This window comes from Halorubrum trapanicum (assembly GCF_017873555.1).
GTDB lineage: Archaea > Halobacteriota > Halobacteria > Halobacteriales > Haloferacaceae > Halorubrum > Halorubrum trapanicum.
In genome coordinates, this window is the sequence record NZ_JAGGKE010000007.1 from 113,758 (window position 1) to 136,066 (window position 22,309).

General features: G+C 68.2%; 26 protein-coding genes and 2 tRNA genes. 18 read left to right on the forward strand and 10 right to left on the reverse strand.

The features are described 5' to 3' along the window. Window positions 1-46 precede the first annotated feature (46 nt). Window positions 47-1,030 (reverse strand): lipoyl synthase, encoded by a 984-nt coding sequence (gene lipA, locus J2744_RS09495; RefSeq protein ID WP_209547197.1) that lies wholly within the window; start codon window positions 1,028-1,030, stop codon window positions 47-49. A gap of 58 nt (window positions 1,031-1,088) precedes the next feature. After that, complete coding sequence (locus tag J2744_RS09500; RefSeq protein WP_209547200.1) at window positions 1,089-2,090, reverse strand: hypothetical protein; 1,002 nt, start codon at window positions 2,088-2,090, stop codon at window positions 1,089-1,091. 135 nt (window positions 2,091-2,225) lie between these two features. Here J2744_RS09500 and J2744_RS09505 point away from each other — a divergent pair, with 135 nt between their 5' ends. Beyond that, window positions 2,226-2,642, forward strand: coding sequence for a dual specificity protein phosphatase family protein (locus tag J2744_RS09505; RefSeq protein ID WP_209547203.1), 417 nt, complete (start codon window positions 2,226-2,228; stop codon window positions 2,640-2,642). Window positions 2,643-3,040: 398 nt separating this feature from the next. Here the strand turns inward: J2744_RS09505 and J2744_RS09510 are convergent, their stop codons facing one another. The 3 genes from J2744_RS09510 to J2744_RS09520 all read right to left on the reverse strand — a co-directional run bounded on the left by J2744_RS09510 (window position 3,041) and on the right by J2744_RS09520 (window position 4,889). Next, complete coding sequence (locus J2744_RS09510) at window positions 3,041-3,259, reverse strand: hypothetical protein (RefSeq protein ID WP_209547206.1); 219 nt, start codon at window positions 3,257-3,259, stop codon at window positions 3,041-3,043. A gap of 798 nt (window positions 3,260-4,057) precedes the next feature. After that, window positions 4,058-4,129 (reverse strand) — tRNA-Thr (locus tag J2744_RS09515). A 97-nt stretch (window positions 4,130-4,226) separates the two neighbouring features. Further along, window positions 4,227-4,889, reverse strand: a complete 663-nt coding sequence (locus J2744_RS09520; RefSeq protein WP_209547209.1) for a DUF7114 family protein — start codon at window positions 4,887-4,889, stop codon at window positions 4,227-4,229. A gap of 59 nt (window positions 4,890-4,948) precedes the next feature. Here J2744_RS09520 and J2744_RS09525 point away from each other — a divergent pair, with 59 nt between their 5' ends. From J2744_RS09525 to J2744_RS09535, 3 genes are all read left to right on the forward strand, one after another. Then, window positions 4,949-5,656: an enoyl-CoA hydratase/isomerase family protein gene (locus J2744_RS09525; RefSeq protein WP_209547212.1), complete on the forward strand. Its 708-nt coding sequence runs from the start codon at window positions 4,949-4,951 to the stop codon at window positions 5,654-5,656. Between the two features lie 89 nt (window positions 5,657-5,745). Then, window positions 5,746-5,816, forward strand: a tRNA-Gly gene (locus tag J2744_RS09530). Between the two features lie 570 nt (window positions 5,817-6,386). Continuing rightward, window positions 6,387-7,553 carry an inorganic phosphate transporter gene (locus J2744_RS09535; RefSeq protein ID WP_209547215.1) on the forward strand — a complete coding sequence of 389 codons (1,167 nt, stop codon included), beginning with the start codon at window positions 6,387-6,389 and terminating at the stop codon, window positions 7,551-7,553. 30 nt (window positions 7,554-7,583) lie between these two features. On the opposite strand, the gene J2744_RS09540 is transcribed toward J2744_RS09535, so the two are convergent. After that, window positions 7,584-8,207 (reverse strand): undecaprenyl diphosphate synthase family protein, encoded by a 624-nt coding sequence (locus J2744_RS09540; protein WP_209547218.1) that lies wholly within the window; start codon window positions 8,205-8,207, stop codon window positions 7,584-7,586. Window positions 8,208-8,286: 79 nt separating this feature from the next. Between J2744_RS09540 and J2744_RS09545 the strand changes: the two genes are divergently transcribed. From J2744_RS09545 to J2744_RS09570, 6 genes are all read left to right on the forward strand, one after another. After that, window positions 8,287-8,868, forward strand: a complete 582-nt coding sequence (locus J2744_RS09545; protein WP_209547221.1) for a hypothetical protein — start codon at window positions 8,287-8,289, stop codon at window positions 8,866-8,868. A gap of 61 nt (window positions 8,869-8,929) precedes the next feature. Beyond that, on the forward strand, window positions 8,930-9,400 hold the full coding sequence (locus tag J2744_RS09550; protein WP_209547224.1) for a DUF5812 family protein: 471 nt from the start codon (window positions 8,930-8,932) through the stop codon (window positions 9,398-9,400). Between the two features lie 81 nt (window positions 9,401-9,481). After that, the gene (gene secF, locus J2744_RS09555) at window positions 9,482-10,363 is read left to right on the forward strand and encodes a protein translocase subunit SecF (RefSeq protein ID WP_209547227.1); all 882 of its coding nucleotides are present in this window, start codon (window positions 9,482-9,484) and stop codon (window positions 10,361-10,363) included. After that, the gene (locus tag J2744_RS09560; RefSeq protein WP_209547230.1) at window positions 10,363-11,973 is read left to right on the forward strand and encodes a preprotein translocase subunit SecD; all 1,611 of its coding nucleotides are present in this window, start codon (window positions 10,363-10,365) and stop codon (window positions 11,971-11,973) included. Before secF ends, J2744_RS09560 begins: the two co-directional genes overlap by 1 nt. A 180-nt stretch (window positions 11,974-12,153) precedes the next feature. After that, on the forward strand, window positions 12,154-12,858 hold the full coding sequence (locus J2744_RS09565) for a metal-dependent transcriptional regulator (RefSeq protein ID WP_209547233.1): 705 nt from the start codon (window positions 12,154-12,156) through the stop codon (window positions 12,856-12,858). Then, entirely contained in the window at window positions 12,855-13,556 is a 702-nt protein-coding gene (locus J2744_RS09570) for a TMEM165/GDT1 family protein (protein ID WP_209547236.1), read from the forward strand. Before J2744_RS09565 ends, J2744_RS09570 begins: the two co-directional genes overlap by 4 nt. Window positions 13,557-13,593: 37 nt before the next feature. Here J2744_RS09570 and rnhB read toward each other — a convergent pair whose 3' ends face one another. The 3 genes from rnhB to J2744_RS09585 form a co-directional block, all read right to left on the reverse strand. Then, window positions 13,594-14,304, reverse strand: coding sequence for a ribonuclease HII (gene rnhB / locus J2744_RS09575; RefSeq protein WP_209547239.1), 711 nt, complete (start codon window positions 14,302-14,304; stop codon window positions 13,594-13,596). A gap of 81 nt (window positions 14,305-14,385) precedes the next feature. Next, on the reverse strand, window positions 14,386-14,757 hold the full coding sequence (locus tag J2744_RS09580; protein WP_209547242.1) for a 30S ribosomal protein S8e: 372 nt from the start codon (window positions 14,755-14,757) through the stop codon (window positions 14,386-14,388). A 104-nt stretch (window positions 14,758-14,861) separates the two neighbouring features. Further along, window positions 14,862-16,499: a potassium channel family protein gene (locus tag J2744_RS09585; RefSeq protein WP_209547245.1), complete on the reverse strand. Its 1,638-nt coding sequence runs from the start codon at window positions 16,497-16,499 to the stop codon at window positions 14,862-14,864. Between the two features lie 157 nt (window positions 16,500-16,656). On the opposite strand from J2744_RS09585, the gene J2744_RS09590 reads away from it, so the two are divergent. The 4 genes from J2744_RS09590 (at window position 16,657) to J2744_RS09605 (ending at window position 18,734) form a co-directional block, all read left to right on the forward strand. Continuing rightward, window positions 16,657-17,055 carry an ArsR/SmtB family transcription factor gene (locus tag J2744_RS09590; RefSeq protein ID WP_209547248.1) on the forward strand — a complete coding sequence of 133 codons (399 nt, stop codon included), beginning with the start codon at window positions 16,657-16,659 and terminating at the stop codon, window positions 17,053-17,055. Further along, entirely contained in the window at window positions 17,052-17,330 is a 279-nt protein-coding gene (locus J2744_RS09595; RefSeq protein WP_209547251.1) for a DUF7521 family protein, read from the forward strand. The genes J2744_RS09590 and J2744_RS09595 overlap by 4 nt, the downstream gene beginning before the upstream one ends. Before the next feature lie 65 nt (window positions 17,331-17,395). Then, window positions 17,396-18,097, forward strand: a complete 702-nt coding sequence (locus J2744_RS09600; RefSeq protein ID WP_209547254.1) for a helix-turn-helix domain-containing protein — start codon at window positions 17,396-17,398, stop codon at window positions 18,095-18,097. Window positions 18,098-18,188: 91 nt separating this feature from the next. After that, on the forward strand, window positions 18,189-18,734 hold the full coding sequence (locus tag J2744_RS09605; RefSeq protein WP_209547257.1) for a DUF1684 domain-containing protein: 546 nt from the start codon (window positions 18,189-18,191) through the stop codon (window positions 18,732-18,734). Window positions 18,735-18,827: 93 nt separating this feature from the next. Here J2744_RS09605 and dpsA read toward each other — a convergent pair whose 3' ends face one another. Then, window positions 18,828-19,376 carry a DNA starvation/stationary phase protection protein DpsA gene (dpsA, locus tag J2744_RS09610; RefSeq protein ID WP_209547260.1) on the reverse strand — a complete coding sequence of 183 codons (549 nt, stop codon included), beginning with the start codon at window positions 19,374-19,376 and terminating at the stop codon, window positions 18,828-18,830. A gap of 206 nt (window positions 19,377-19,582) precedes the next feature. On the opposite strand from dpsA, the gene J2744_RS09615 reads away from it, so the two are divergent. The 4 genes from J2744_RS09615 (at window position 19,583) to J2744_RS09630 (ending at window position 22,274) form a co-directional block, all read left to right on the forward strand. After that, window positions 19,583-20,254 carry a DUF7384 family protein gene (locus tag J2744_RS09615; RefSeq protein ID WP_209547263.1) on the forward strand — a complete coding sequence of 224 codons (672 nt, stop codon included), beginning with the start codon at window positions 19,583-19,585 and terminating at the stop codon, window positions 20,252-20,254. Window positions 20,255-20,278: 24 nt separating this feature from the next. Then, window positions 20,279-21,199, forward strand: coding sequence for an A/G-specific adenine glycosylase (locus J2744_RS09620; protein ID WP_209547266.1), 921 nt, complete (start codon window positions 20,279-20,281; stop codon window positions 21,197-21,199). Between the two features lie 62 nt (window positions 21,200-21,261). Continuing rightward, a complete protein-coding gene (locus tag J2744_RS09625) occupies window positions 21,262-21,837 on the forward strand; it encodes a DUF7342 family protein (RefSeq protein ID WP_209547269.1) in 576 nt (191 codons plus the stop codon). Continuing rightward, complete coding sequence (locus J2744_RS09630) at window positions 21,834-22,274, forward strand: hypothetical protein (protein WP_209547279.1); 441 nt, start codon at window positions 21,834-21,836, stop codon at window positions 22,272-22,274. The genes J2744_RS09625 and J2744_RS09630 overlap by 4 nt, the downstream gene beginning before the upstream one ends. The last annotated feature ends 35 nt before the right edge of the window (window positions 22,275-22,309 follow it).

Here is a 22,309-nt window from a genome sequence, read left to right on the forward strand (position 1 = left end):
AAGCGCCTGACAGCTGTCGAAGGTGGCGAGTTCCGGGACCCGCGTCTCAGTCACTTCCCGCGGCCCGCGCGTGGCGTCGCGCGTCCTCGGGCGACCGTCCCTCGCGCAGCAGGGCCTCGACGAACAGCTCGCCGGCCTTGTACGACGACCGGACCATGGCGCCCGACGCGCAGTAGAGGAAGTCGAACTCCGTCTCGGCCACCCGTCGCCACGTCTCGAAGACGTCCGGGTGGACGTACTCGAACACGTCCAGATGCGAGCGCGAGGGCTGGAGGTACTGCCCGAACGTGACCACGTCGACGCCGACCTCGCGGAGGTCCCCGAGCGTCCGGTACACCTCGTGGTCGTACTCCCCGACGCCGAGCATCAGGCTCGTCTTGGTGTGGATGTCGGACTCGCGGTCGACCTGATCGAGGACCGCGAGGGACTGCTCGTAGTTCGCGCGGCGGTCCCGGACCGGCCACTGGAGCCGCTCGACCGTCTCGACGTTGTGCGCGATCACGTCCGGTCCCGCGTCGATGATCCGGTCTATCGCCTCGGGGTCCCCGCCGAAGTCCGGAATGAGCGTCTCGACGAGGATCTCCGAGTCCCGACGCTTGATCTCGCGGATCGTCTCGGCGAAGTGCGCCGACCCGCCGTCCGCAAGGTCGTCGCGGTCGACGGACGTGAGGACGACGTAGTCGAGACCGATCTCCGCGACCGCGTCCGCGACGTTCGCCGGTTCGGCGGGGTCGAGCGCCTCCATCCCGCCCGTCTCCACGTCACAGAAGTTACAGCCACGCGAGCAGCGGTCGCCCATGAGCATGAACGTCGCCGTGCCGCCGGGACCCCCCTCGGCGGCGTCCGCCGCCTCGCCGTTCGGGGGCGCGTTCGCGCCCCCTGACCAACACTCGCCCATGTTCGGGCAGTTCGCCTCCTCGCAGACCGTGTGGAGGTCGTGATCGCGGAGGATGGACTTGATCTCGGTGAACCGACTCCCGGACGGCGGGCGCGACTTCAGCCAGTCCGGCTTCCGGCGGCCGCGTTGCATGGTCGACCCTTGGCGTCCGAGCGCAAAAGCGTGCGGGTCGCCGGGTCCGAATCTCGGTTCAGGCCTCAGGGACGAAGACGTTCATCGACGGCGTCTGGATCCCCTGGAACTTGTTCTTCCAGTTGTAGGCGATGTTGAGCACGCGCCGCCGGTTCTCGGGCGGTCCCGTCACCACGCTCACGGAGGTGCCGTCCTCCGGGATCTCGACGCGCGTGTCCTCCCACTCGAAGCCGGCGAGCAGCTCTGCGGGGTTCTCGACGGTCACCGTCGCGCTGTTTTTGTTCACCTCGTACAGCCGGTAGGAGTCGGTTTCGAGCAGCCGCTTGATATCGTCGAGGTCCTCGTCGAAGTGCGCTTCGAGCGCGTCGGCGGTGTGGTAGCCGCAGACGATCAGGTGCGCGAACGTCTCGACGTTGCGCGGGTTCTGCTCGGCGGCTCGGAGGTGATCGAAGTACGCCAGCTTCTCCTCCCTGTCGAGTTCGAGGATCTCGTTGACGATCCGCGCCGCCTCCCGCTCCGTCTCCGTCGCGTCCGGGTCGGCGAGGACCTCGTCCGCCCGCGACCCCGTGTTCTGCCCCCGCGACACGTCGAGGACGTTCTTGAGGTGTTTCGCGCGGTCGTACACCGCCGACTTGTACGACCAGTCGCGAACGTCGTCCGGGTAGTCGTCGAACTGCCGGAGCAGTGCCTCGCGGTCCTCGGGGAATCCGATCTCCTCGCGGAAGTCGCTCCACGCCGCCGCGTCCTCGAAGAGCTCGAAGTCCGTCAGCGTGTCCTGCCCGAGGTTCGCCCGCGTGCCGCCGCTGGCGACGAACTTCGCTTCGAGGAATGTCTCTCCGTCGGCGGCCTCGACGATGAGGTCGCCGAGCGAGTCGTAGGAGTTGCCGGCGTGGCGCACCGCGGTCCGGTCCGGGAAGTCGGCCTCGATCCGTTCGGCCAGGGCCTCCGCGAGGTCGGGTCGACCCTGCTCTTCGAGGTCCGCGTCGGGTTCCGCGCCGTTCGCGAACTGCGCCGTCAGCTTCTCCGTGGCCTCGACCCAGCCGCGCTCGTGTTTGCCCATGTGACGTATCGGTCGGGGAGTGGGGAATAAAAAAGCGCCTACCGCGGGGAGACTCCATCCGTCGCGGAGAGACGCGACGACCGGAGGCATTTACCTCAGTCGCGACAGTACGACTCCTCAACGGCGTGTTTCGAAATGACTGAGATCGTCGACGGGCTTTTTATTGGGACCGTATCGGACGCCGAAGACGAGTCGCTCCTTCGGGAGGGCGGTGTCGACGTCGTCGTCTCGCTCACGCACGGCGATCCGGACACCGGGACCGTCAACCGCGTCGATATTCCGATGCTGGACGGGCCGCAAAACGAGTACTCGGCGTTCGCCGACGCCGTGGAGACGGTCGTGGAGCGGCGCGAGGCCGGTCAGCGCGTCCTGATCCACTGTTCGGCCGGCGCCTCGCGCAGTCCGGCGGTCGCCGCCGCGGCGATGACGCGCCTGACGGAGCGGGGGCTCGACGAGGCGTTCGAGCAGGTGCTCGCGCGGCGGCCGGCGGCCGACCCGCACGACGCGCTGGTCCGGCGGGCAGCGACGTTCGCGGCCCGCGGTCGCGAGTAAGGCACCACGTCGTAGGAAGAGCCTAGGCCGAGATTTGAACTCGGGGTCTCGTCCTTACCAAGGACTTGCTTTACCGAGGAGGCCTTCGGCCCTAAAAGCGGCTACCTTTGCCGCAAACGCCCACTTTGCGTGCTTCTTATCTCTCTATTAGCAACGCTATTTATAAAAGAATTGGGTATTCAGCCCCGTATGTCGTCTGTGGACACCGGAAAACGACAACCGTGTTCGGGTGAACGTTGCCATACTTATCACATCAGAATTGTGTTGGGTTAGAGTGATTCAGCTGGATGTTTCCTTCATCGAGCCGGAGATTTCTTGAAATCCTATTAGTTCGATACTTTTTCTACTTAATCAGTTGATAGATAGTGTCAAAGCAGGTTAATTTTAACTGAAATACGTCACCTTCCGAGTTTCCGCTGTTCGAGCCTGATATCGTGTTCACGCCACTGATAACGTGCATAGAGTACACCTATAATTCCAATAAGAAACATTATAGCCCCCACAATAATGTCATTATTCAAAAATACGGCAATTAGACCAGCCCCCGCGAGAATGAGTCCGATAAATCCTATGCCATAGGTCTTTACCCTAAAAACCACATAGTTTTTGAAGCTCATATTTTGCCAATTATGCCATATACCATTAAGCCTATGGGATGATTTCCTCTTGTGTAGCAGGTGCTTATATTCTGCCGGCATTACTTAATATGATATTTTATATTACATCCCAGCCGGAGCCTTGACACTTCGAACAGAGGTTGACACCGTGAGCGCCGCTACCATTACAAGGGCGGCATCTCTCCAGTCTCTCTCCGCCTCGAAGTCGGTACTTGTGCCGTCCACTGCCGCCGCATGCTGGACACTCACCAACTCCCTCGACTCCTGTGCCGCCGCAGTAGGCACAATCTACGATTTCCACATTCGGTTGCCTCCGTGGCATACTTTGCCAATCACAAGCGAAGGTACAAAAAGTTACGACTGTGTAATTACACTTATCGACAGGAATTAGCGTGTGGATTTGTTCCGCTGTACTTACCGAAGCGACTCACCACATCGAGGTGTAGAAGGAACACTCCTCGATGATGTGGCTCACGACTGACGGCGACCGGGGCCAAATTCTCTACCCGTATCTCGCCGCATCGAGGGGCGTTTTATCATATTCCTGACTATGATTCATTCATCCCTCTGTGAGCGCGGATTAGCAAAATCAGGAGAGTCCCTTGAGGGGACGCGCCCCCGGTCAATTTCGAGTCTATCCCGCCGGAGTCTGTGAGTTGGTTTGTGTGTCCTGACACTTCATCGAATCGCATTACGGCGAGGGATGCCCTGTTTAGCGAGAGAATGGAATCTTGAACGGGTTTCGTTCAGACGAGTGTAGCCCGAAAAGTGTGCGCACAAGGAGTGTACGGAGGAAAGAGCCTGAGGGGGGATTTGAACCCCCGGTCTCGTCCTTACCAAGGACGCGCTTTACCGCTAAGCTACCCAGGCACGCAAACTGTCGTTGACCGGATTCGACTTTATGGGTTTCGATTCGCGGGCGCGGCGTCGGGGAATCATCGGGTCTCCCCGGAAGCGTCCCCCGCGATTAACTGTCGGTCGCGCCGACAGCGCGGTCGGAGATGTCCGCGATGCGGTCGGCGGTCGCCTCCGGCAGCGCCCGGCCCGCGGGCGGGAACTCGCCGTCGCAGTCGGCGGCGAGATCGCGGGCGTACGCGAGCAGCTCCCCGGGCGGGTCGCCGCCGACGGCGGTGGTGCCGGCGACGACGGCGAGTTCGAGCGCGTCCACCTCCAGGTTGCGGTCGAGTCCGGCCGCCGTCTCGGCGTCCGCGTCCTCCCGGTCGCGCAGGGTCTGGTCGCGTCCGAACGCGCGCACCACGTCGACGGCGGGGCGGGCGGCGTCGGTACAGGCCAAAAGCGAGAACCCCCGCGAGACGAGCACGTCGGCGGCGAGGACGTCCATGTCCGCGTCGATGTCGGCGGCGGTCGGCGCCGTCACCCACGGCTCCTCGCGGGCCACCGTGCGAGTGAGCCGCAACCCCTCGTAGATGAGCTGTACGCCCGCGGCGCGGCCGGCCACGCCGGCGAGGTCGACCTCCGGTTTCAACGCGCGAGCGGTGACCAGCGCCAGCACGCCGGGGGTCACCGCGGCGTCGACGAGTCGGGAGTCGAGGGCCTCGCGGAGCTGTTCGGGTTCCACGTCCGCGAGCGCCTCTCGCGCGGCGTCACGCGCTCGCGCGGCATCGTCCATTGTCGTTCGATAGACGAGCGAAGGGCAAAGACCTTTGGAAACGAACGGGATGCCGTCTCGTGATCCGAACCCGAACCGACGGCGACGTGCGCGTCGTCACGCTCGACCGCCCCGAAGCGCGCAACGCGCTCCGACCGCCGGACCTGACCGCTCTCCGAGAGGCGTTCGAAGAGCCGGAGAGCGACGAACGCCGGCCGGTGACGTACCTCCGGGGCGCCGGCGACGCCTTCTGTGCCGGCGCCGACCTCGACGCGGTCGCGGCACTCGACGACCCGGAGGCGTTCGCGCGGCAGGGTCAGCGCGCGGCCGCCGGGATCGAGGAGTCGGAGTCGGTCGTCGTCTGCGGCGTCGACGGCCCGGCCCGCGGCGGCGGCGTCGAACTGGCGCTGGCAGCGGACGTCCGCGTCGCGACTCCGCGGGCGACGTTCGGCGAACCCGGCGTCTCGCTCGGCCTGTTCGGCGCGTGGGGCGGGACGGTCAGGCTCCCCCGCGTCATGCGCGAGGGCGACGCGCTCGACTTCGCGCTCTCGGGGCGCGTCCTCGACGCCGAGGCCGCGCTGCGGACCGGACTCGTCTCCCGCGTCGTCGACGACCCCCGCGCGGTGGCCGACGAGATCGCGGCGGGCGAGTCGAACGCGCTCGCGGCGATCAAACGGCGGATTCGGGACCGTCGAGACGACGAGACGCAGGAGCGCGCCGAGGCGGCGGCGTTCGCCGACCTCCACGACGCCCACGCGGACGAGATCGCACGCGGGAGAGGAGAGTGATGCGGGGCGGCGACGGCGACCGGACCGCGTTTCCGTCCCGATGTGACAGACTTAAGTGAGTCTCCGACCAATCCCGAGATGCGAAGCACGCACCGGTAGTGTAGTGGTATCACGCAACCTTGCCATGGTTGCAACCCGAGTTCAAATCTCGGCCGGTGCATTTCTCCAACGTAGTGAGAGAAGTCTCCGAGAGAGGTTTGAACGCTATCAGTCGCGCGCAGCGAAGGGGCGGGCGAAGCGATCCCTGAGCGAGCACGTCTGGTTCTGAGTTCAGATCTCGGCCGGTGTACCCCTTTCAGTCGTTTTCGACGCCGTCGAGAGCACCTCCAAAGCCCCAGCCGCGAGGGCTCGCGCACCTCGCTGCGCCCTTCAGTCGCTCACTCCGTTCGCTCCTTCCAGGGCTTGCGTCGGTGTGCTTCGCCCTCGCGGCTGCCCCTTTGAGTCCCGCCCCGCACAGCAACCACAGCCTCACGCCTCCCCAGCCTCGTCAGTCGCCGTCGCTTCGCTCCGGCGACCTCGCGCGTGCGACTCGCGCCCTCCGGGCGCTCGTCGGCACGCGCCACGGCCTCGTTGATTTATAAATAGCACACACTGGCCCTCGTCGCTGTTTAAGTACCGTATCGCGTCCACGTTCGTCTCGTGACGTGACCGAGGACGAGCGTCGCACGGGCGGAGCCGACGGCGACGGACCCCGTCCGTTTAACAGCGCGTGCGTCCTCTGTTCGCGTATATGGTAGAGATTCTTCTTCTCGTCGGGGTCGCGGTGGCGGCGTTCGTCGGATACAACATCGGCGGGGCGACGACGGGACCGGCGTTCGGACCGGCCGTCGGCGCGGACGTGTTGTCGAAGGCGGGCGCGGCGGCGCTGATGTCGGTGTTCTTCTTTATCGGCGCTGGGACGCTGGGCCAGCGCGTGGTCACGACGCTGGGCGAGGACCTCGTCACCGGCGCGAGCGTGTTCACGCTGGAGACGAGCATCATCGTCCTCTTTTTCATCGGCGGCGCGCTGTTCGTCGGCAACTTCGCCGGCGTCCCGGCGTCGACGTCGATGACGGCGGTCGGCTCCATCGCCGGGCTGGGGATCGCGACGAACACCCTCGACTGGGCGGTGATGGGCGAAATCGCGATCTGGTGGCTCGTCGCGCCGATCATCGGGTTCTGGGTGTCGGGCGTCGTCGGGCGCTACTTCTACTCCGCGATCGACCGCTGGGTGGCGATCGAGAGCACCGAGGGCGCGCTGTTCGAGTTCGACCGCTCGGGGCTGATCCCGAAGCCGGTCCTCGGACCGAACACGACGCGGCGAGAGCTGACGGGCGGGATCGTCGTCATCGCCATCGGCTGCCTGATGGCGTTCTCCTCGGGCACGTCGAACATCGCGAACGCCATCGCGCCGCTCGTCGCGCTCGACTCCGTGGAGATGACGCCGATGATCCTCCTCGGCAGCGCCGCGGTCGCGGTGGGCGCGTTCACCATCGCGCGCCGGACGCTCGACACGCTCGGCAACGACATCACCGACCTCCCGCTGACGGCCGCCATCGTCGTCGCGGTCGTCTCCTCCGGGATCGTCATCAGCCTCTCGGCGGTCGGGATCCCCGCCTCGTTCGTGATCATCGCGACGATGTCGATCGTCGGTCTCGGCTGGGGGCGCGCGACCCGCACGGTGACGGTGCGGGAGGGGATCAAAGGCGAGAAGGAGCCGACGGTCTCCGTCGGCGCGCTGACGGCCGACGAGATGCCGCCGATCGGGGAGGGCGACGCGAGCGACATCCCCTCGGCGTCGGACCTGTTCAATCCCGGGACGAGCGCGCGCGTCGTGCTGATGCAAAACGTCGTGCCGATCCTCTCGACGGTGGGGGCGCTGGTGACGTTCACCGTGCTCTTCACGTTCGTCTGGTAGACCGGTCTCGGAGGTCCCGACCGGAACCGATCACCGACCGAACCGCCGCTGGCGGTCCTGGAAGTCCAAGACCGCGCGAAGGTACTCCCGTCTGCGGAAGTCGCGCCAGTTCACGTCGGTGAAGTACAGCTCCGCGTACACCGACTGCCAGATGGCGAAGTCGGAGAGCCGCTCGGCGCCGGTCTTGATCACGAGGTCGGGTTCCTCGGGGAACAGCAGGCGGTCCGCGACGTCGGCCTCGTCGATGGCGTCGGGCGGTATCTCGCCGTCCGCGACATCGCTCGCCAGTTCGCGAACCGCGCCGGCGAACTCCGCTTTCCCGCCGAGACCGACCAGGATCCGGACCGGCGCGTCGTCCGTACTCGTGTCCGGGGACCCGTCGGCGTCCGGGCCGCGGACCACGGTCTCCGCGGGGGCGTCGAGCCGACGTAGCTCTCGGATCAGCGTCGGGGCGACCGCCCGGTCGAGAACGGAGACGGAGACGGTGACGCGCTCGGCGCCGTACTCGAACGCCCAGCCGATCGCCGACGACAGCGTGTCGAACGCCCCGTCGGCGAGGAGATCGCGTTCGGTGAGAACGAGCGCGACGTGCGCCGGCGGCTCGGCGTCGTGGAGGCGGTGGCGCGTCGCGAGGTACGCGTCGTAGAGACCCACGTCACAGGGATCCGGTCGCGCGTATAAATGGCTTCCCGCCGACGAGGGGTTTAATTCGCCGACGCACCTATCGGAGTCGATGGCAGACAGCTACCGCGGGGTGTTCGGCGCGATCCCCTACGCGTTCCGCGCGACCGAGTCGTGGACGATGCGCGCGTACGCCGCGCTCGGGGCGTTGACCGCCGGGTTCGTCGCGCTCGTCGTCACCCTCGGACTCGTCGTCTGGATGGGCGAGACGGTCTCGGCGCAGGGAGGGACGTTCCTCTTCTCGCGGTCGCTGTTCGTGGTCGCCGGTCTCGGCGCCGTCGGCCCGCTGCTCGCCCCGATCCTGTTCGTCGCCCGTCGCCACCGCCGCGGCGACCCGGTCGCGGCCACGTACGACCGGTGGATGGGGGTCGCCGGCTTCCTGTTCCTCGCCTCGCTGTACCTCGGAATGGTCATCTCGGCGCCCGAAGGACTCCGCGATCCGAGCGGCTCCGCGGCCGTGAACGCGCTGTACGCGCTGCCGCAGCCCGCGGGGATCGTCCCGCCCGTCGCGGCCGCGCTCGCCGTCTTCGCGACGCACTTCCGGCTCCGCGGCGGGGCAGACGATGACGCGACGGCCGACGACGACGCGACGGCCGGCGGAGACGCGACGGCCGACTCCCGCGAGTCGACGTGAGCGGAACGCCGCCGTCCGCGGCTCGAAAGCCGGAAGTCGCCCGAGCGACTACCCGGACGCAATGACCGACGAGAAGGAGGGCACGTTCCTCGTCACGCACGTCGAGAGCGACTCGGCCGTGCTGAAAGACGTTCACGACGGACAGGTCCACACGCTCAGCTCGAACCCCGGACTCGACGTCGACGACGCCGTCGAGGCGACCGTCGCCCCCGACCCGCCGATGGAGGTCACCTATCAGGTGATCGAGGTCGAAGAGCGTCGCTCGCTGTCGATCGAAGAGAGTCCGGAGCCGCCGACGGTCCACGAACGCGAACTCGCCGCGGAGACGCCGACCGGAGAGCTGGCCCGGGAGGAACGCGCGGGCGTCGGCGAGATTCACGTGTTGACGCCGCCGGAGGCCGAGACGGACGACGCGGTGGCCGACGTGATCGACGACCGCGAGGGGACCCTTTCGCGAGCGGCCCGCCTCGGCGTGAACCGCGTCGAGGTCCGGTCGGAGCCGGGAGTCGTCGCGGTTCGATACCTCCCGTAGCGCGGGCGTTCGGAGCGCCGTCCGCGCCGACGGCTCACCAGATAAGAAGGCTTATTCGCGCCCGCGGAGGAAGCGGTATTTATGGTATCGATCGAGGTGCCGGAAGTCAACTACACCGACTACTCGAACCGGCAGCTTGCGGCGGTGCCGCTCGCGTTTCTGGTCCTCGCGCTGGCGATCCTCGGCGGGTGGTTCGTCGCCACCGGTGCGCCGGCGAATCTCGGACTGGAGTTCACCGGCGGCGTCGAGCTGCGAATCGCGGACGACGGGGGCGACGTCGAACAGCAGGTTCAGACGGCCTTCGACCGCGAGCCCGATACGGTCCAGACGATCCCCAACGACGACGTCGTCGTCGTCACGTTCCAGGCGCCCGACGACGGGCGCGAGGGGTTCGCTGACGACCTCCAAAATCAGGCGGACGCGGCGGGATTGACAACGACCGCGGTCGATCAGGTGTCGGCGAGCTTCGCGAGCGACACCGCGCGGACCGCCCTCTTCGGCGTGGCGCTCGCGTTCCTCGGGATGAGCGTGCTCGTGTTCGCGCTGTTCCGGACGTTCGTTCCCTCGCTGGCGGTCGTCGCGTCCGCGTTCTCCGACCTGGTGATACCGATCGCGGCGATGAATCTCCTCGGCATCCAGATGACGCTGGGGACGATCGCGGCGCTACTGATGATCATCGGGTACAGCGTCGACTCGGACATCCTGTTGAACGACTCGGTGCTGCGCCGCACCGGCGAGTTCTACGAGTCGGTCAGCCGCGCGATGCGGACCGGGGTGACGATGACGCTCACCTCCATCGCGGCGATGGTCGTGATGGCGGTCGTCGCCTCGCTGTTCGGGATCGGGCTGCTCCGTGACATCGGGATCATCCTCTCGGTGGGGCTGTGTGCCGACCTGATGAACACGTATCTGCTGAACGTCTCGCTGCTTCGCTGGTACAAGTTCGAGGGGGTGAACCGCTAATGCTCGAACCGATCAAGGAGAACTGGCGGATCCTGCTGCTCGTCGCCGTCGTTCTCGGGGCGTCGGTGGCGCTTTTCAGCGGCGCGTTCGCCCCGGAGCAGGCGTCCAGCGAGAACGCGACCGAGGCCCAGGGGATCACGAACCTTCAGTACGGTCTCGACCTGGCCGGCGGGACTCGCGTCCGCGCGCCGCTTTCGGGATACACCGCCACCGACGTCGCGTTCGACGGAGACACGGCGGGCACGGTCGCGGAGGCGGTCGCCGCCGAGCTGGACAACGCCTCGACGCGGAACGTCGGCGCCGTTCCCGACGAGAGCGCGGTGGAGGTCACGGAGCCGTCGGTGACCGAATCACAGTTCCGCGCGGCGATGGACGCCGCCGGCTACGAGTACGCGGATATCCGCTCGGGCGTCACCCAGCAGACGCGCGACGAGACGATGAACGTCATCCAAGGGAAGATCAACGAGGCGGGTCTCTCGGGCGGGAGCGTCCAGCAGATCCAGTCGGCCACCGGCGAGTACTTCATCCTCGTCGAGGTGCCCGGTGAGGACCGACAGGACGTGGTCAGCCTCCTCGAAGAGCGCGGAACCGTCCAGATCGACATCGCGTATCCCGACGGGAACGACACCGGCGTCGACGAGGGCGTGTTGATCCAAGACGACTTCGAGGAGATCGGAACCGCGACACAGAACGACCAGGGCACGGGGGCATACGTTCCGGTCACCGTTCGGAACACCGCGCCGGAGGGCGAGCAGTCGCCGGCATACGCGTTCCAAGACCGCGTGGCTCAGCGCGGCTTCCCCGACGAGTACCAGACCCAGGGAGACAGATGTCTGTACAACGCGGAGACGGGAGAGCTGAACTCGGACGAGGAAGGAGAGGCGCCGAACCCGTGCCTGTTGCTCGTCGTCGACGGTGAGGTCGTCAACTCCTTCGGGATGGATTCCGGACTCGCGGGCGACATGGGATCCGGATCGTGGGCGGAGACCGGTCGGTTCCGACTCACGACCGGGGAGTTCTCCGAAGCGCAGCGGATCTCGCTGAACCTCCGCGCCGGCGCGCTCCCGGCTGACCTCGACATCGACGGCGGGGGGACCTCCTCGTACATCTCGGCCTCGCAGGGGGAGAACTTCCGGACGTACTCGCTGATTATCGGCGTGCTCTCGGTGCTCGCCGTCGCCGGGATGGTGTTCTTGCGCTACCGCGATCCGCGGGTCGCCCTGCCGATGATCGTCACCGCGCTGGCGGAGGTGTACGCCCTGCTCGGCTTCGCGGCGCTGCTCGGCTACCCGCTGGAACTCGCGGTGATCGCGGGCTTCATCGCGGTGGTCGGGACCGGCGTCGACGACCTCGTCATCATCGCCGACGAGGTGATGAGCGAGGGCGAGGTGAACTCACGGAAGGTGTTCAGGTCGCGGTTCCGACGGGCCTTCTGGGTCATCGGCGCGGCCGCGGCCACGACGGTCATCGCGATGTCGCCGCTGATGGTGCTCTCGCTCGGCGACCTCTCCGGGTTCGCCATCTTCACCATCCTCGGCGTGCTGGTCGGCGTGTTGATCACCCGACCCGCGTACGGCGACATCCTGCGTCGCCTGCTGACGGTCAGGTGAGTCGCGTTCGGGTCGCCCGGCTCCGACCGTCGTTTTAAACCCATCTGACGGGAGATCAGTTTCTCCGCGCAACCGGCGCCGTTTTTTGCGTTCGTCGTCCCGATCGGACCGGATTTAGATTTTACCCAGGAATCGATTAGGATCCGACAAACTATTAAATTAGACCGATCTAAAACAGGTATGCCGACCGACGCCGTCGAGGACTACCTCAAAGCGATCCATCGGGTCGAGTCGCGGTCCGGACCCCCCGTCTCGACCTCACAGATCGCCGAGGCGCTCGACAAGACCCCCGCGACCGTGACGAGCATGGTCGAGAGCCTCGCAGAGCGCGGGCTGCTCTCCCGCGAGAAGTACGAAGGCGTCGAACTCACGCCCGCCGGCGAGGTCGCCGCGCTGGAGGTCGTGCGCCGACACCGGCTCATCGAGGCGTTCCTCGCCGAGCAGTTGGACTACGAGCCGACCGAGGTCCACGACGAGGCCGACGCGCTCGAACACCACGTCAGCGAGGAGTTCACGCGGCGGGTGGAACGGCTCCTCGATTACCCCGCCGCCGACCCGCACGGCGACCCGATCCCCCCGGCGGACTTGTCGGCGCCGGAGGACGCCGGAACGACGCTCGTCGCGGCGTTGGAACCCGGCGAGCGGGGAACGGTCGCCCGCGTCAGCGACCGCGACGCCGACGTGTTAGAGTTCCTCGTCGACGCGGAGATCACGCCCGGAACGACCGTCGAAGTCGTCGACATTACGTCCTTCGGACTGGTCACGGTCAGAACGGACGACGGGACCGAACACGGCCTGCCGGAGGCGGTCGCGGACCGGGTGTACGTCCGCCGCGGAACGGACTCGGCCGCCGCGACCGATGGTCAGGAGGCGGGTGACGCATGACCGGCTACGTCGAGATCGTCGCCGTCGCGTTCGCTGCCCAGCTCGCGGTGCTCCCCGGCGAGAAGGTCCAGCTGATGATCGCCGGGCTCGCGACGAAATACGATCCGAAGGTCGTCGTCGCCGCCGCCGGGTCCGCGTTCGCCGGCTGGACCGCGGTCGAGATCGCGTTCGGGCAGGCGCTCCAGTCGGCGCTCCCGCCGCTCGCGCTCAACGCCGTGACCGCGGCCCTGTTCTTCGTCTTCGCGGTGCTCCTGTACCGCTCCGCGCCGGCCCGGGGAACGAGTCCCGAGGCGGAGCGCACCGACGGCGGACTGGCGGCGTTCGACGACCTCTCATTACCGGGGCGTCTCGACCGGTACTCGGGGTCGTTCGGCGGCTTCCTGCCCATCTTCGCGCTCACCGCGACCGGCGAGTTCGGCGACAAGACCCAGCTCGTCACCATCGGGCTGGCCGTCCAGTACGGCGCCACCTCCGCCATCTGGGTCGGCGAGATGCTCGCGATCATTCCGGTGAGCCTCGCGAACGCGTACTTCTTCCACACCTTCGCCGGGCGGGTGGACATGCGGCTCGCGCACCTCGGCTCCGCGCTGCTGTTCGCGTTCTTCGGCGCGGACACCGTGCTGGCGATCGCGACCGGGTTCTCGGTGTGGGAGGCGTTCGTCGGCGCGGTCGGCGGTCTCGCCGCCGGGCTGTTCTGAGAGGCGTCGGTCCGCGAGTCCCGCGCCGCGTTCCGGTTCAGAACTCGTCGAGCGCGGACTGCTCTGCGGCCGCGAGCGCGTCCTCGCAGGTGCTCCACGACTCGCGCGCGCAGTCGGGCAGCGTCCCGTGGTCGCCGACGTACGCGGCGAGAAACGCCCGGGTGGCCGGATCGCTCGGATAGCCGCTCCCGAGGTCGTCGTAGTCGGCGTACTCCGCGTCGATCGCGGCCATCGCCGCGTCGCGGACGACCTTCGCAACGACGCTCGCGGCACCGACGACGGGGTCGTCCCCGTCGGCGCCGTGGGCGGCCGTCACGTCGACCGACGAGAGGGATTCGCCGTCCGCTGGGGGTTCGTTCTCGCCGCCGCCCTCGACGAACTCGCGGAGGCGCCGCGCGAACCGCTCCTCGCTGGTGTCGCCCGCGTCCGCGACGACCCGGACCGGTTCGGCGACCCCGGAGGAGAGGTCGGCGAGCGCGGCCCGGACCGCCCGGGCCTGCCCGCGGACGGTGAGCGTGTTCATGTCGGTGTCCGGCCGGTCGATCTCGGCCGGCTCGACGCGGGCGACGCCGACCGCGACGTCCGGGCCGCCCCTGAGGGCCGCCGCCATCTCCTCGCGCCGGGCCGGCGCTATCCGCTTCGAGTCGTCCACGTCGGCCGGCAGGCTCGCCGGGTCGGCGACCACCGCCGCCGCGACCATCGGTCCGAGCGCGGGTCCCTTGCCTGCTTCGTCGACGCCGAGGTACACGCGTCGGTGGTGGGGCAGCGAGGGGAAATACCTTCAGAAAGGCTCCGACGGAGCCGTCGGGTGACGGGCGTCGCGTCGGTCTCAGTCGAGCAGGACGGCGTTGACCTGGCCGGTCTGGCCGGGACGAGAGGTGACGCGGGCGCGGCCGGCGGACGTCTCGATGATAGCGCCCTTCGTGACGATGTTCCGGCGGACGTAGTTGACGTTCGCAGGGTTTTCGACGACGTTCTCGATCTCGGCCTCGTCCACGTCGCCGCCGTCGGCGACCTGCGCGACGTTCGTCGAGAGCGCGCGGACCTTCTTCTCCGTGCCGCGGGAGTCGATGTACTGGAGGCGCGTCTCGCCGACCGTCGTCTCGGCCGGCTCGCGGCCGAGCTGGTGGCGCTTCTTGTTCGAGGCGTGCTTGAGTCGGCCGCCGGTCCGCTTGCGCGTGGAGCGTCCCTGGTCTTTCATACGGGTACGAACAGCCAGCGAATACTTGAAGCGTTCGACTCGTCCCGGCGAGGCGTCTGAAACGTCCCGCGTTGAGTCGAGCCCGGGATCGGCGAACGGCGCGCTCAGGCGAACGCGCGCTCGAACGCGCGGACCCCCTCGTCGGTGCCGGCGACGACGAGCTCGTCGCCCCGCTCGACCCGCGTCTCCGGACCCACGTCGGTGACGAGCTCGTCGCCCCGCTCGATCGCGATGACGGTACAGCCGGTCGTCTCGCGAACGGCCGCCTGCCCGATCGTCCGGCCGATCAGGGCCGGCGTCTCGCTCCGGACGACCTCGACGTGCGTGTCGAGCGAGAGCACGTCCCGGTCGGCGAGCACGGCCGAGGCGGACATCCGCCCCGTCACCGTCGAGAGGGAGAGGACGTAGTCGGCGCCGGCCCGGTGCATCTTCGGCACGCTCTCGGGGTCTTCGACCCGCGCGAGCAGCTCGACGTTCGGCGCCAAGTCCCGGGCCACGAGCGTCGCGAACTCGGCGGTCGTGTCGTCGGGAAGCGCGAGGACGACGGTCCGAGCGTCCGCGACGCCGGCGTCCCGCAGCGTCTCCGGGTCCGTCGCGTCGCCGACCACGTCGATCGCCTCGCCGTCGTCGCGGTCGACGACCGTCACCGGAAGGCCGGCCGCGTCGAGCGTGTTCGCGACGGTCTTTCCGACCTGTCCGTTCCCGACGACGACCGTTTCGCCCGCGCCGAACCGCCGGGCCGCGGAGTTAGTCAGGTCGACGAGCCGCTCCACCTGTGTCTCGGTTCCAGAGACGAGGAGGACGGTCCCGGCCGACAGCGTCGCGTCCGGCGGCGGCGCCGCCTCGAACGCCCCGTTGAACCACGCGCCGATCACGTCGACCCCGGTGCGCTCGCCGATCCGGCTACCCGCGAGCGTCGACCCGGCGAGGCCGCTCCCGTGGTGGACCGAAATCTCCGCGATCCGCAGCGAGTCGCCGATCGCGACCGCCTCGTCGAGGTCGGTCCGGACCGCCGTCGTCACCTTCGAAGCGAGGCTCTCGCCGAGCAGCGACCGCGGGGAGAGCACCTCGTCCGCGCCGGCGAGGCGGTGGTAGCGCTCGCGGGAGGAGTCCTCGACGACGCTTATCGCGCGGACGTCCGTCGAGAGCTCCTTCGCGGCGAGGACGATGCTCGCGTCCACCCGGTCGGAGACGTCGGTGACCAGGGCGCGAGCCGACCCGAGGCGGGCGCTTTCGAGTCCCGTCGTCGTCTCGGGATCGGCCCGGATCACCAGGTGACCCGCCTCGTACAGCGCCAGCGCCCGGTCGGGGTCGGGTTCGACGACCACGTACGGAACGTCCTCCGACTCGAACTCGTCGAGGAGCGCGTCGGAGCGCGTGGTGTCGGACGCGACCACGACGTGTCCCTCCATCTCCGTCTCCAGCGATCGGGGGACGGTCGTCGAGAACGCCGATTCGAGAAGCGGGGTCGCGACCACCGGGAGCGCACCGATGAGCAGCATCATCCCGATCAGGTCCATCACGGCGACGAACGCGTGTATCTGCTGGCTCTGCCACGACGACGAGTCGCCGCCGAACCCGGTCGTCGTGAACATCTCGATCGCGAACTGGAACGACTCGATCAGGGTCCGGGGGTCGCTCTCGTACACGCGCATTCCCCACCGGTAGGCGACGGCGGTGAACGTGAGCATGACGCCGAGAAAGACCGCGTACAACACGACCCGCCGCTTCCACGTATCCATCGAGGCGCGCTACGCCGCGGCCGTACAAAAACGGGCGGACTCGTGGGGTCGGGACCGGAGGTCCGATCCGGTCGGCGTCCGACAGCCGACGGAACCGACCGGAGTCTCGTCGGACGGAAGTTCGATGGTTTAAGTTGCGGGGGCCGAACCGTCACGCATGGTGCGGGACCCGTCGCGAGACCCGGAGCCCCCGTCGGTCGACGAGGTACTCGACGCGCTGGCCGACGACGCGGCCCGTCGGATCGTCGCGGCGCTCACCGAGCCGAAGACCGCGAGCGAGCTCTCCGAGGAGTGCGACATCCCCCTGTCGACGACCTACCGGAAACTGGAGAAGCTCACCGACGCTTCCCTGCTGTCGGAGTCGACCGACATCCGTCGGGACGGACAGCACACGACGCGGTACTCGGTGTCGTTCGACGCCGTCACCGTCTCGATCGACGACGGCGCCGAAAGCGACGCGGACCGCCGCGAGTTCGACGTCGAGTTCTCCCGGCCGGAGCGGACTCGAGACGAGCGACTGGCCGACCTGTGGTCGGAGCTACGAGAGGAAACATGAATCCGTACATCGACCTGACGATCATCGTCGCAAAGACCGCCATCCTGGCGCTCGGTGGCAGCATCACCTACTACGCGCTCCGCGCGTACGACCGGACCGGCGACCGGTCGCTGCGAGAGCTCGGCGTCGGCTTCGGCATCGTCACCGTCGGTGCGCTGTTGGGCGGCGTCTCCCACCAGATCATCGGCGCCGACCTGGCGGTCGGCATCGCCATCGACGGGCTCCTCACGTCGGTCGGGTTCGCCGTCATCGTCTACTCGCTGTACCTGGAGTAGGGTCCGGCGCCGTCGACGCGCAACGAACGGTAGCCTTTTGCGGCGCTCGGCCGTCGATTCACGGCATGAGCGACGCACGCGAGGAGCTCTCCCGCCGGATCGCCGGCGAGATAACGCTGAGCGACGACCCCGGGGCGACCCTCCGGAAGTGGCGGACCGACTTCGACGTCTCTCAGACGGAGCTGGCCGACCAGCTCGGCGTCTCCTCGTCGGTCGTCTCCGACTACGAGAGCGGCCGCCGCGAGAGCCCGGGCATCGGGGTCGTCCGCCGCACCGTCGAGGGACTGCTCGACATCGACGAGCGCCGCGGCGGGGGGCGGCTCCGCCAGCACGCCCGGGTGCTCTCGGCCGGGTTCGAGAGCGACATCGTCCACGACCTCCGCGAGTACTCGACGGCGGTCCCCCTCGAGGAGTTCTACGACGCGATGGGCGCGACGGAGATCGTCCGCGGCGAACACGAGCACGTGAACGGCCACACCGTGATCGACTCGATCCAGGCGATCACGCGGCTGTCGAGCGAGGAGTTCTACCGGCTGTACGGCCAGTCGACGAACCGCGCGCTCGTGTTCACGCGGGTAACCCGCGGCGAGTCGCCGCTCGTTGCGCTGCGGGTCGTGAGTCCGACGCCGAACGCGGTCGTGCTCCACGGGATCGAGGACGGCGACCTGTGGGACCACGCCGCCGACCTCGCCCGCGTCGACGGCGTGTCGCTGGCGAGGTCGAACCGCGACCTCGACGACTGCCTCGCGGACCTCCAGGCGCTGTGAGGTCGCCGCCGCCGATACGCCGCCAGCGCGCCGCGGCTCCGCCGGCGACCGAACCGCGGACCTGAAACCGCGGGCGCCCGTCGGACCGTCCATGAGCGAGGATTACGCCGAGCGGCTTCGCGCGAACCGCCGGGAGAAAGACGAGTTCTTCGCCGAGCACCAGCAGTCGCCGATCCCGCCGGAACACCGCGACGACTTTGACGGGCTGGACTACTTCCCGCCCGACCCCGACTACCGCGTCGAGGCGACCGTCACCGTCCACGACGAGCCGGAGCCGGTCGAGATGGAGACGACCGCGAGCAACCCGGTGCGGTACCTCCGGATCGTCACCTTCGCGTTCGAGGTCGACGGCGAGGAGCACACGCTCGCGGGGTACCGACAGGAGGGCGACGACGGCGCGATCTTCGTCCCCTTCCGAGACAAGACCACGGGCCAGCAGACGTACCATCAGGGCCGGTACATGGAACTCGCGCCCGAGCGCGACCTCGACGACGGCGACACCGTCACCGTCGACTTCAACCTCGCGTACAGTCCCTTCTGTGCGTACAGCGAGACGTTCTCCTGCCCGCTTCCGCCGGAAGAGAACTGGCTGGAGATCGTTGTTCCTGCGGGCGAGCGGACGCCGGACCTCGACTGAGCGAGACGGCGGGCGGACTCTTCGGAATCGGGGATTCAGTCGGAAAAGCGGTCAGCGTCCGAATCGCCACGCAGTCGGCCCGCCGCAGTCGGCCTATTCGAGCGTCTCGCTCGTGACGAGCGTGTCGTCTTCGAGGTAGTGCTCGATGTGGTGGCCGTGTTCCTCGACGTCTTCGAGGATCTCGCGGAGCAGTTCCTCGGTGTTGTAGTCGCCGAGGTTGTTGGCGAGCTGGATGTGCTCGCGGAGCTGCTCGGTGATGTCGCCGAACATCTCGAGGTCGTGTTCCAGCGACGTGCGGATGTCGTAGGCGTCGGCGTCCTCGGGGGTCACCGGCGCGTGCTCCTCGTAGTTCGCGCCGCCCGAGAGCGGCACGCCGCCGAGCGCCTGCGCGCGTTCGGCGAGCACGTCGGCGCCCGCTTCGAGGTCGGCCGCGACCTCGCCGAGGTACTCGTGGATGCCGAGGAACTCGGCGCCCTCGACGAGCCAGTGGTGCTTTTTGATCTGGTGGTAGAGGACGTACGTCGCCGCGAGGTCGCTGTTGAGCGCGTCGACGAGCTGTTCGGCCTTCTCCTCGGGGACGCGGAGCGCCTCGCTCTCGTGAACGTCGCCGTACCGTTGACGGGCCTGCTTCTGGGTACTCATTTCAATTATACGTACGCGCGCGACCTACTTAATAGTTCCCACTCTGAAAACTACTCTTTCAATATTAATAAAATCATTTTCTACAGATTGCTGCTGGCTTCGCCCCGAGACAACACTGACGACGCTCTGTCGAGACCGTGAGGTGAGCGGGACGCGATCAACTCCCGGTCGTAAGGAGGATACGCTCACGGCACCGACCGACCGACATGACCTTCGCCGACCTGTTCGAGCGCGCGGCCGCGCTCGCCGGCGACCTCGACGAGGCGGACGTGCGACGCGCGCTCGACGACGTGCGATCGGGATCGGCCCCGGACGACGGCGCCGCCACCGCCAGCGACGCCTCCGCCGACGGCGACGAGGCGGTCACCGACCCCCTCGACCCCAGTCCCGCCCGGGTCGTCGCCGACGCGGACGCGCTCGCGGCCGACCTCCTCGTCGGCGGGGCCGCCCGCGACGCCCTCGACGCGCTCCGGTCGCACGCGTGGACGACGCTCGTCGCCAGCGATCCGCTCCTCGACGACGCCGAGGCGGCCATCGCGTCGCTGTCGGATCCGGACCTGGCGGCGGACTGGCGCGCCGCGGTCGAGGCGTGGCGCGAGCCGGTCGCGCAGCCCCCGGGAGACCACCCCGCGCTGGCGTCCGCGTACCGGGGCGGCGCGATGCAGATCGTGAGCCTCGACCCCTCGCTCACCGGGCCGGGGGCCGCCGCCGGCCTGCGCGACCGTCTGCCCGTGAGCGTCAGGGAGCCGCGGGCGTTCGCGACGGTGTTCGACCCGGCGAAACTGTACCCGGAGGCGGTCGGCGGCGAGTATCCCGGTCCCGACCGCGACCCGCGGACGATGGCGGCGGTCGGCGCCGACGGGGACCAGCACGGATAAACCGTAGCCGGCCGGACCGGAGATATGACCGACGCGGAGAGCGCCTCCGAGCTCCCGGCCGACCTCGACGCGGTCCGCGACGCGCTCGTCGACTGGTACGAGGCGGACCACCGCGAGTTCCCGTGGCGCCGCACCGACGACCCCTACGAGATCCTCGTCAGCGAGGTGATGAGCCAGCAGACCCAGCTCGACCGCGTGGTGCCCGCCTGGGAGGACTTCCTCGACGAGTGGCCGACGACCGCGGACCTGGCCGCGGCCGACCGCGCCGACGTGGTCGCCTTCTGGTCGGACCACTCGCTGGGGTACAACAACCGCGCGAAGTACCTCCACGAGGCGGCCGGGCAGGTCGAGACCGAGTACGACGGGGATTTCCCGGAGGAGCCGGACGGTCTCAGCGAACTGATGGGCGTCGGCCCGTACACCGCCAACGCGGTCGCGTCGTTCGCGTTCAATAACGGCGACGCCGTCGTCGACACCAACGTGAAGCGGGTGCTGTACCGCGCGTTCGACGTTCCGGACGACGACGACGCGTTCGAGCGGGTCGCCTCCCGGCTCATGCCGGCGGGCGAGTCGCGGGTGTGGAACAACGCGGTCATGGAACTCGGCGGCGTCGCCTGCGGGAAGAAGCCCCGGTGCGACGAGGCCGGCTGCCCGTGGCGCGAGTGGTGTCACGCCTACCAGACGGGCGATTTCACCGCGCCCGACGTGCCCGAGCAGCCCAGCTTCGAGGGGAGCCGCCGGCAGTTCCGCGGGCGGATCGTCCGCCTCCTCGGCGAGCACGACGAGATGGAACTGGACGCGCTCGGCCACCGGATCCGGGTCGACTACGCCCCCGACGGCGAACACGGCCGGGAGTGGCTCCGCGGACTGGTCGACGACCTCGACGACGACGGGCTGGTCAGACTCGAAGAGCGGAGCGATCGGGCGGTCGTTCGACTTCGGTAGTCGATCAGACGGGTTATTCCTCGCGAGAAAGTTTTATTCCGTCACAGGCTCAGAACACCCACATGGACGAGCCTCGTGACGAACTGAAGGCGAACGAGGCGGAGCGCGCCGACGCCCCCGACTTCGACGCGTTGGTGCCGCCGGAAGACGCGGTGCGCGGCGAGCGAACTCGGGACGACTTCCTCGACGCCGTCCTCACGCTCGATTCGCCGGCGACGGCGGGCGACGTCGCCGAACTCGCGGGCCACGGCGTCGACGCCGCGCGAGAGTACCTGGAGTGGTTCGAACGCATGGGAGTCGTGACGAAGGCCACGGACTCGCCCGCCACCTACGAGCGAAACCAGGAGTACTTAGACTGGCGACGCGTTCAGCGCCTCCGGCGGGAGTACACGACCGAGGAACTCCTCGACCTGCTGGAAGAGGAGTCCGAACACCTCGCGGCGCTGCGTCGGGAGTTCGACGTCGACGCACCGACCGACGTTTCGATCGCGCGCCACGCCGAGGCGACCGACCGGTCCGTCGAAGCGGTCTGGGAGCGTCTCACCGCGTGGCAGACGGCCCGCCGACGGGTGGCCCTGCTCGAACGCGCGCTCGCGGCCGAGTCCGGAGACGCCGCCGACCGACGATCCGCGGTATGAGCGGCGGCGACGAGGACGCGCCCGACTCGTCGAGCGGTACGCCCGTCGATTTCGACCGGCTCGACGCGATTCGAGAGCGATTCGGCGCGAACGGCCGCTTCAGCCGGATCGACGGGGAGCCGGCGGTCGCACCGGATCGGCTGGTCTGTGTCTACGACAATCGATTTTACCCGGATCGGGTGCGCGCCGCTCGGCTTGAGGTGGCCTGGTACGAGAACGGGGACTTCTCGATTCACTACCACGAGGAACACGAGGACGGAGAGTTCGATCACCGGTGGGACCGACACCCGTCCGACCACAACGTCCGCGACCACGTCCACCCGGGACCGGACGCGCCGACGCCCGGCGACGCGTCACATCCGGCCGACTGGCGAGACGTCCTGTCGGCGGCGCTCTCGGAGATCGAAGCCCGGCAGCGGGCGTTCTGGGAGCGGTAGCGTCCGGTCCGGTCCGCCGCGGGAACCGTCACCCG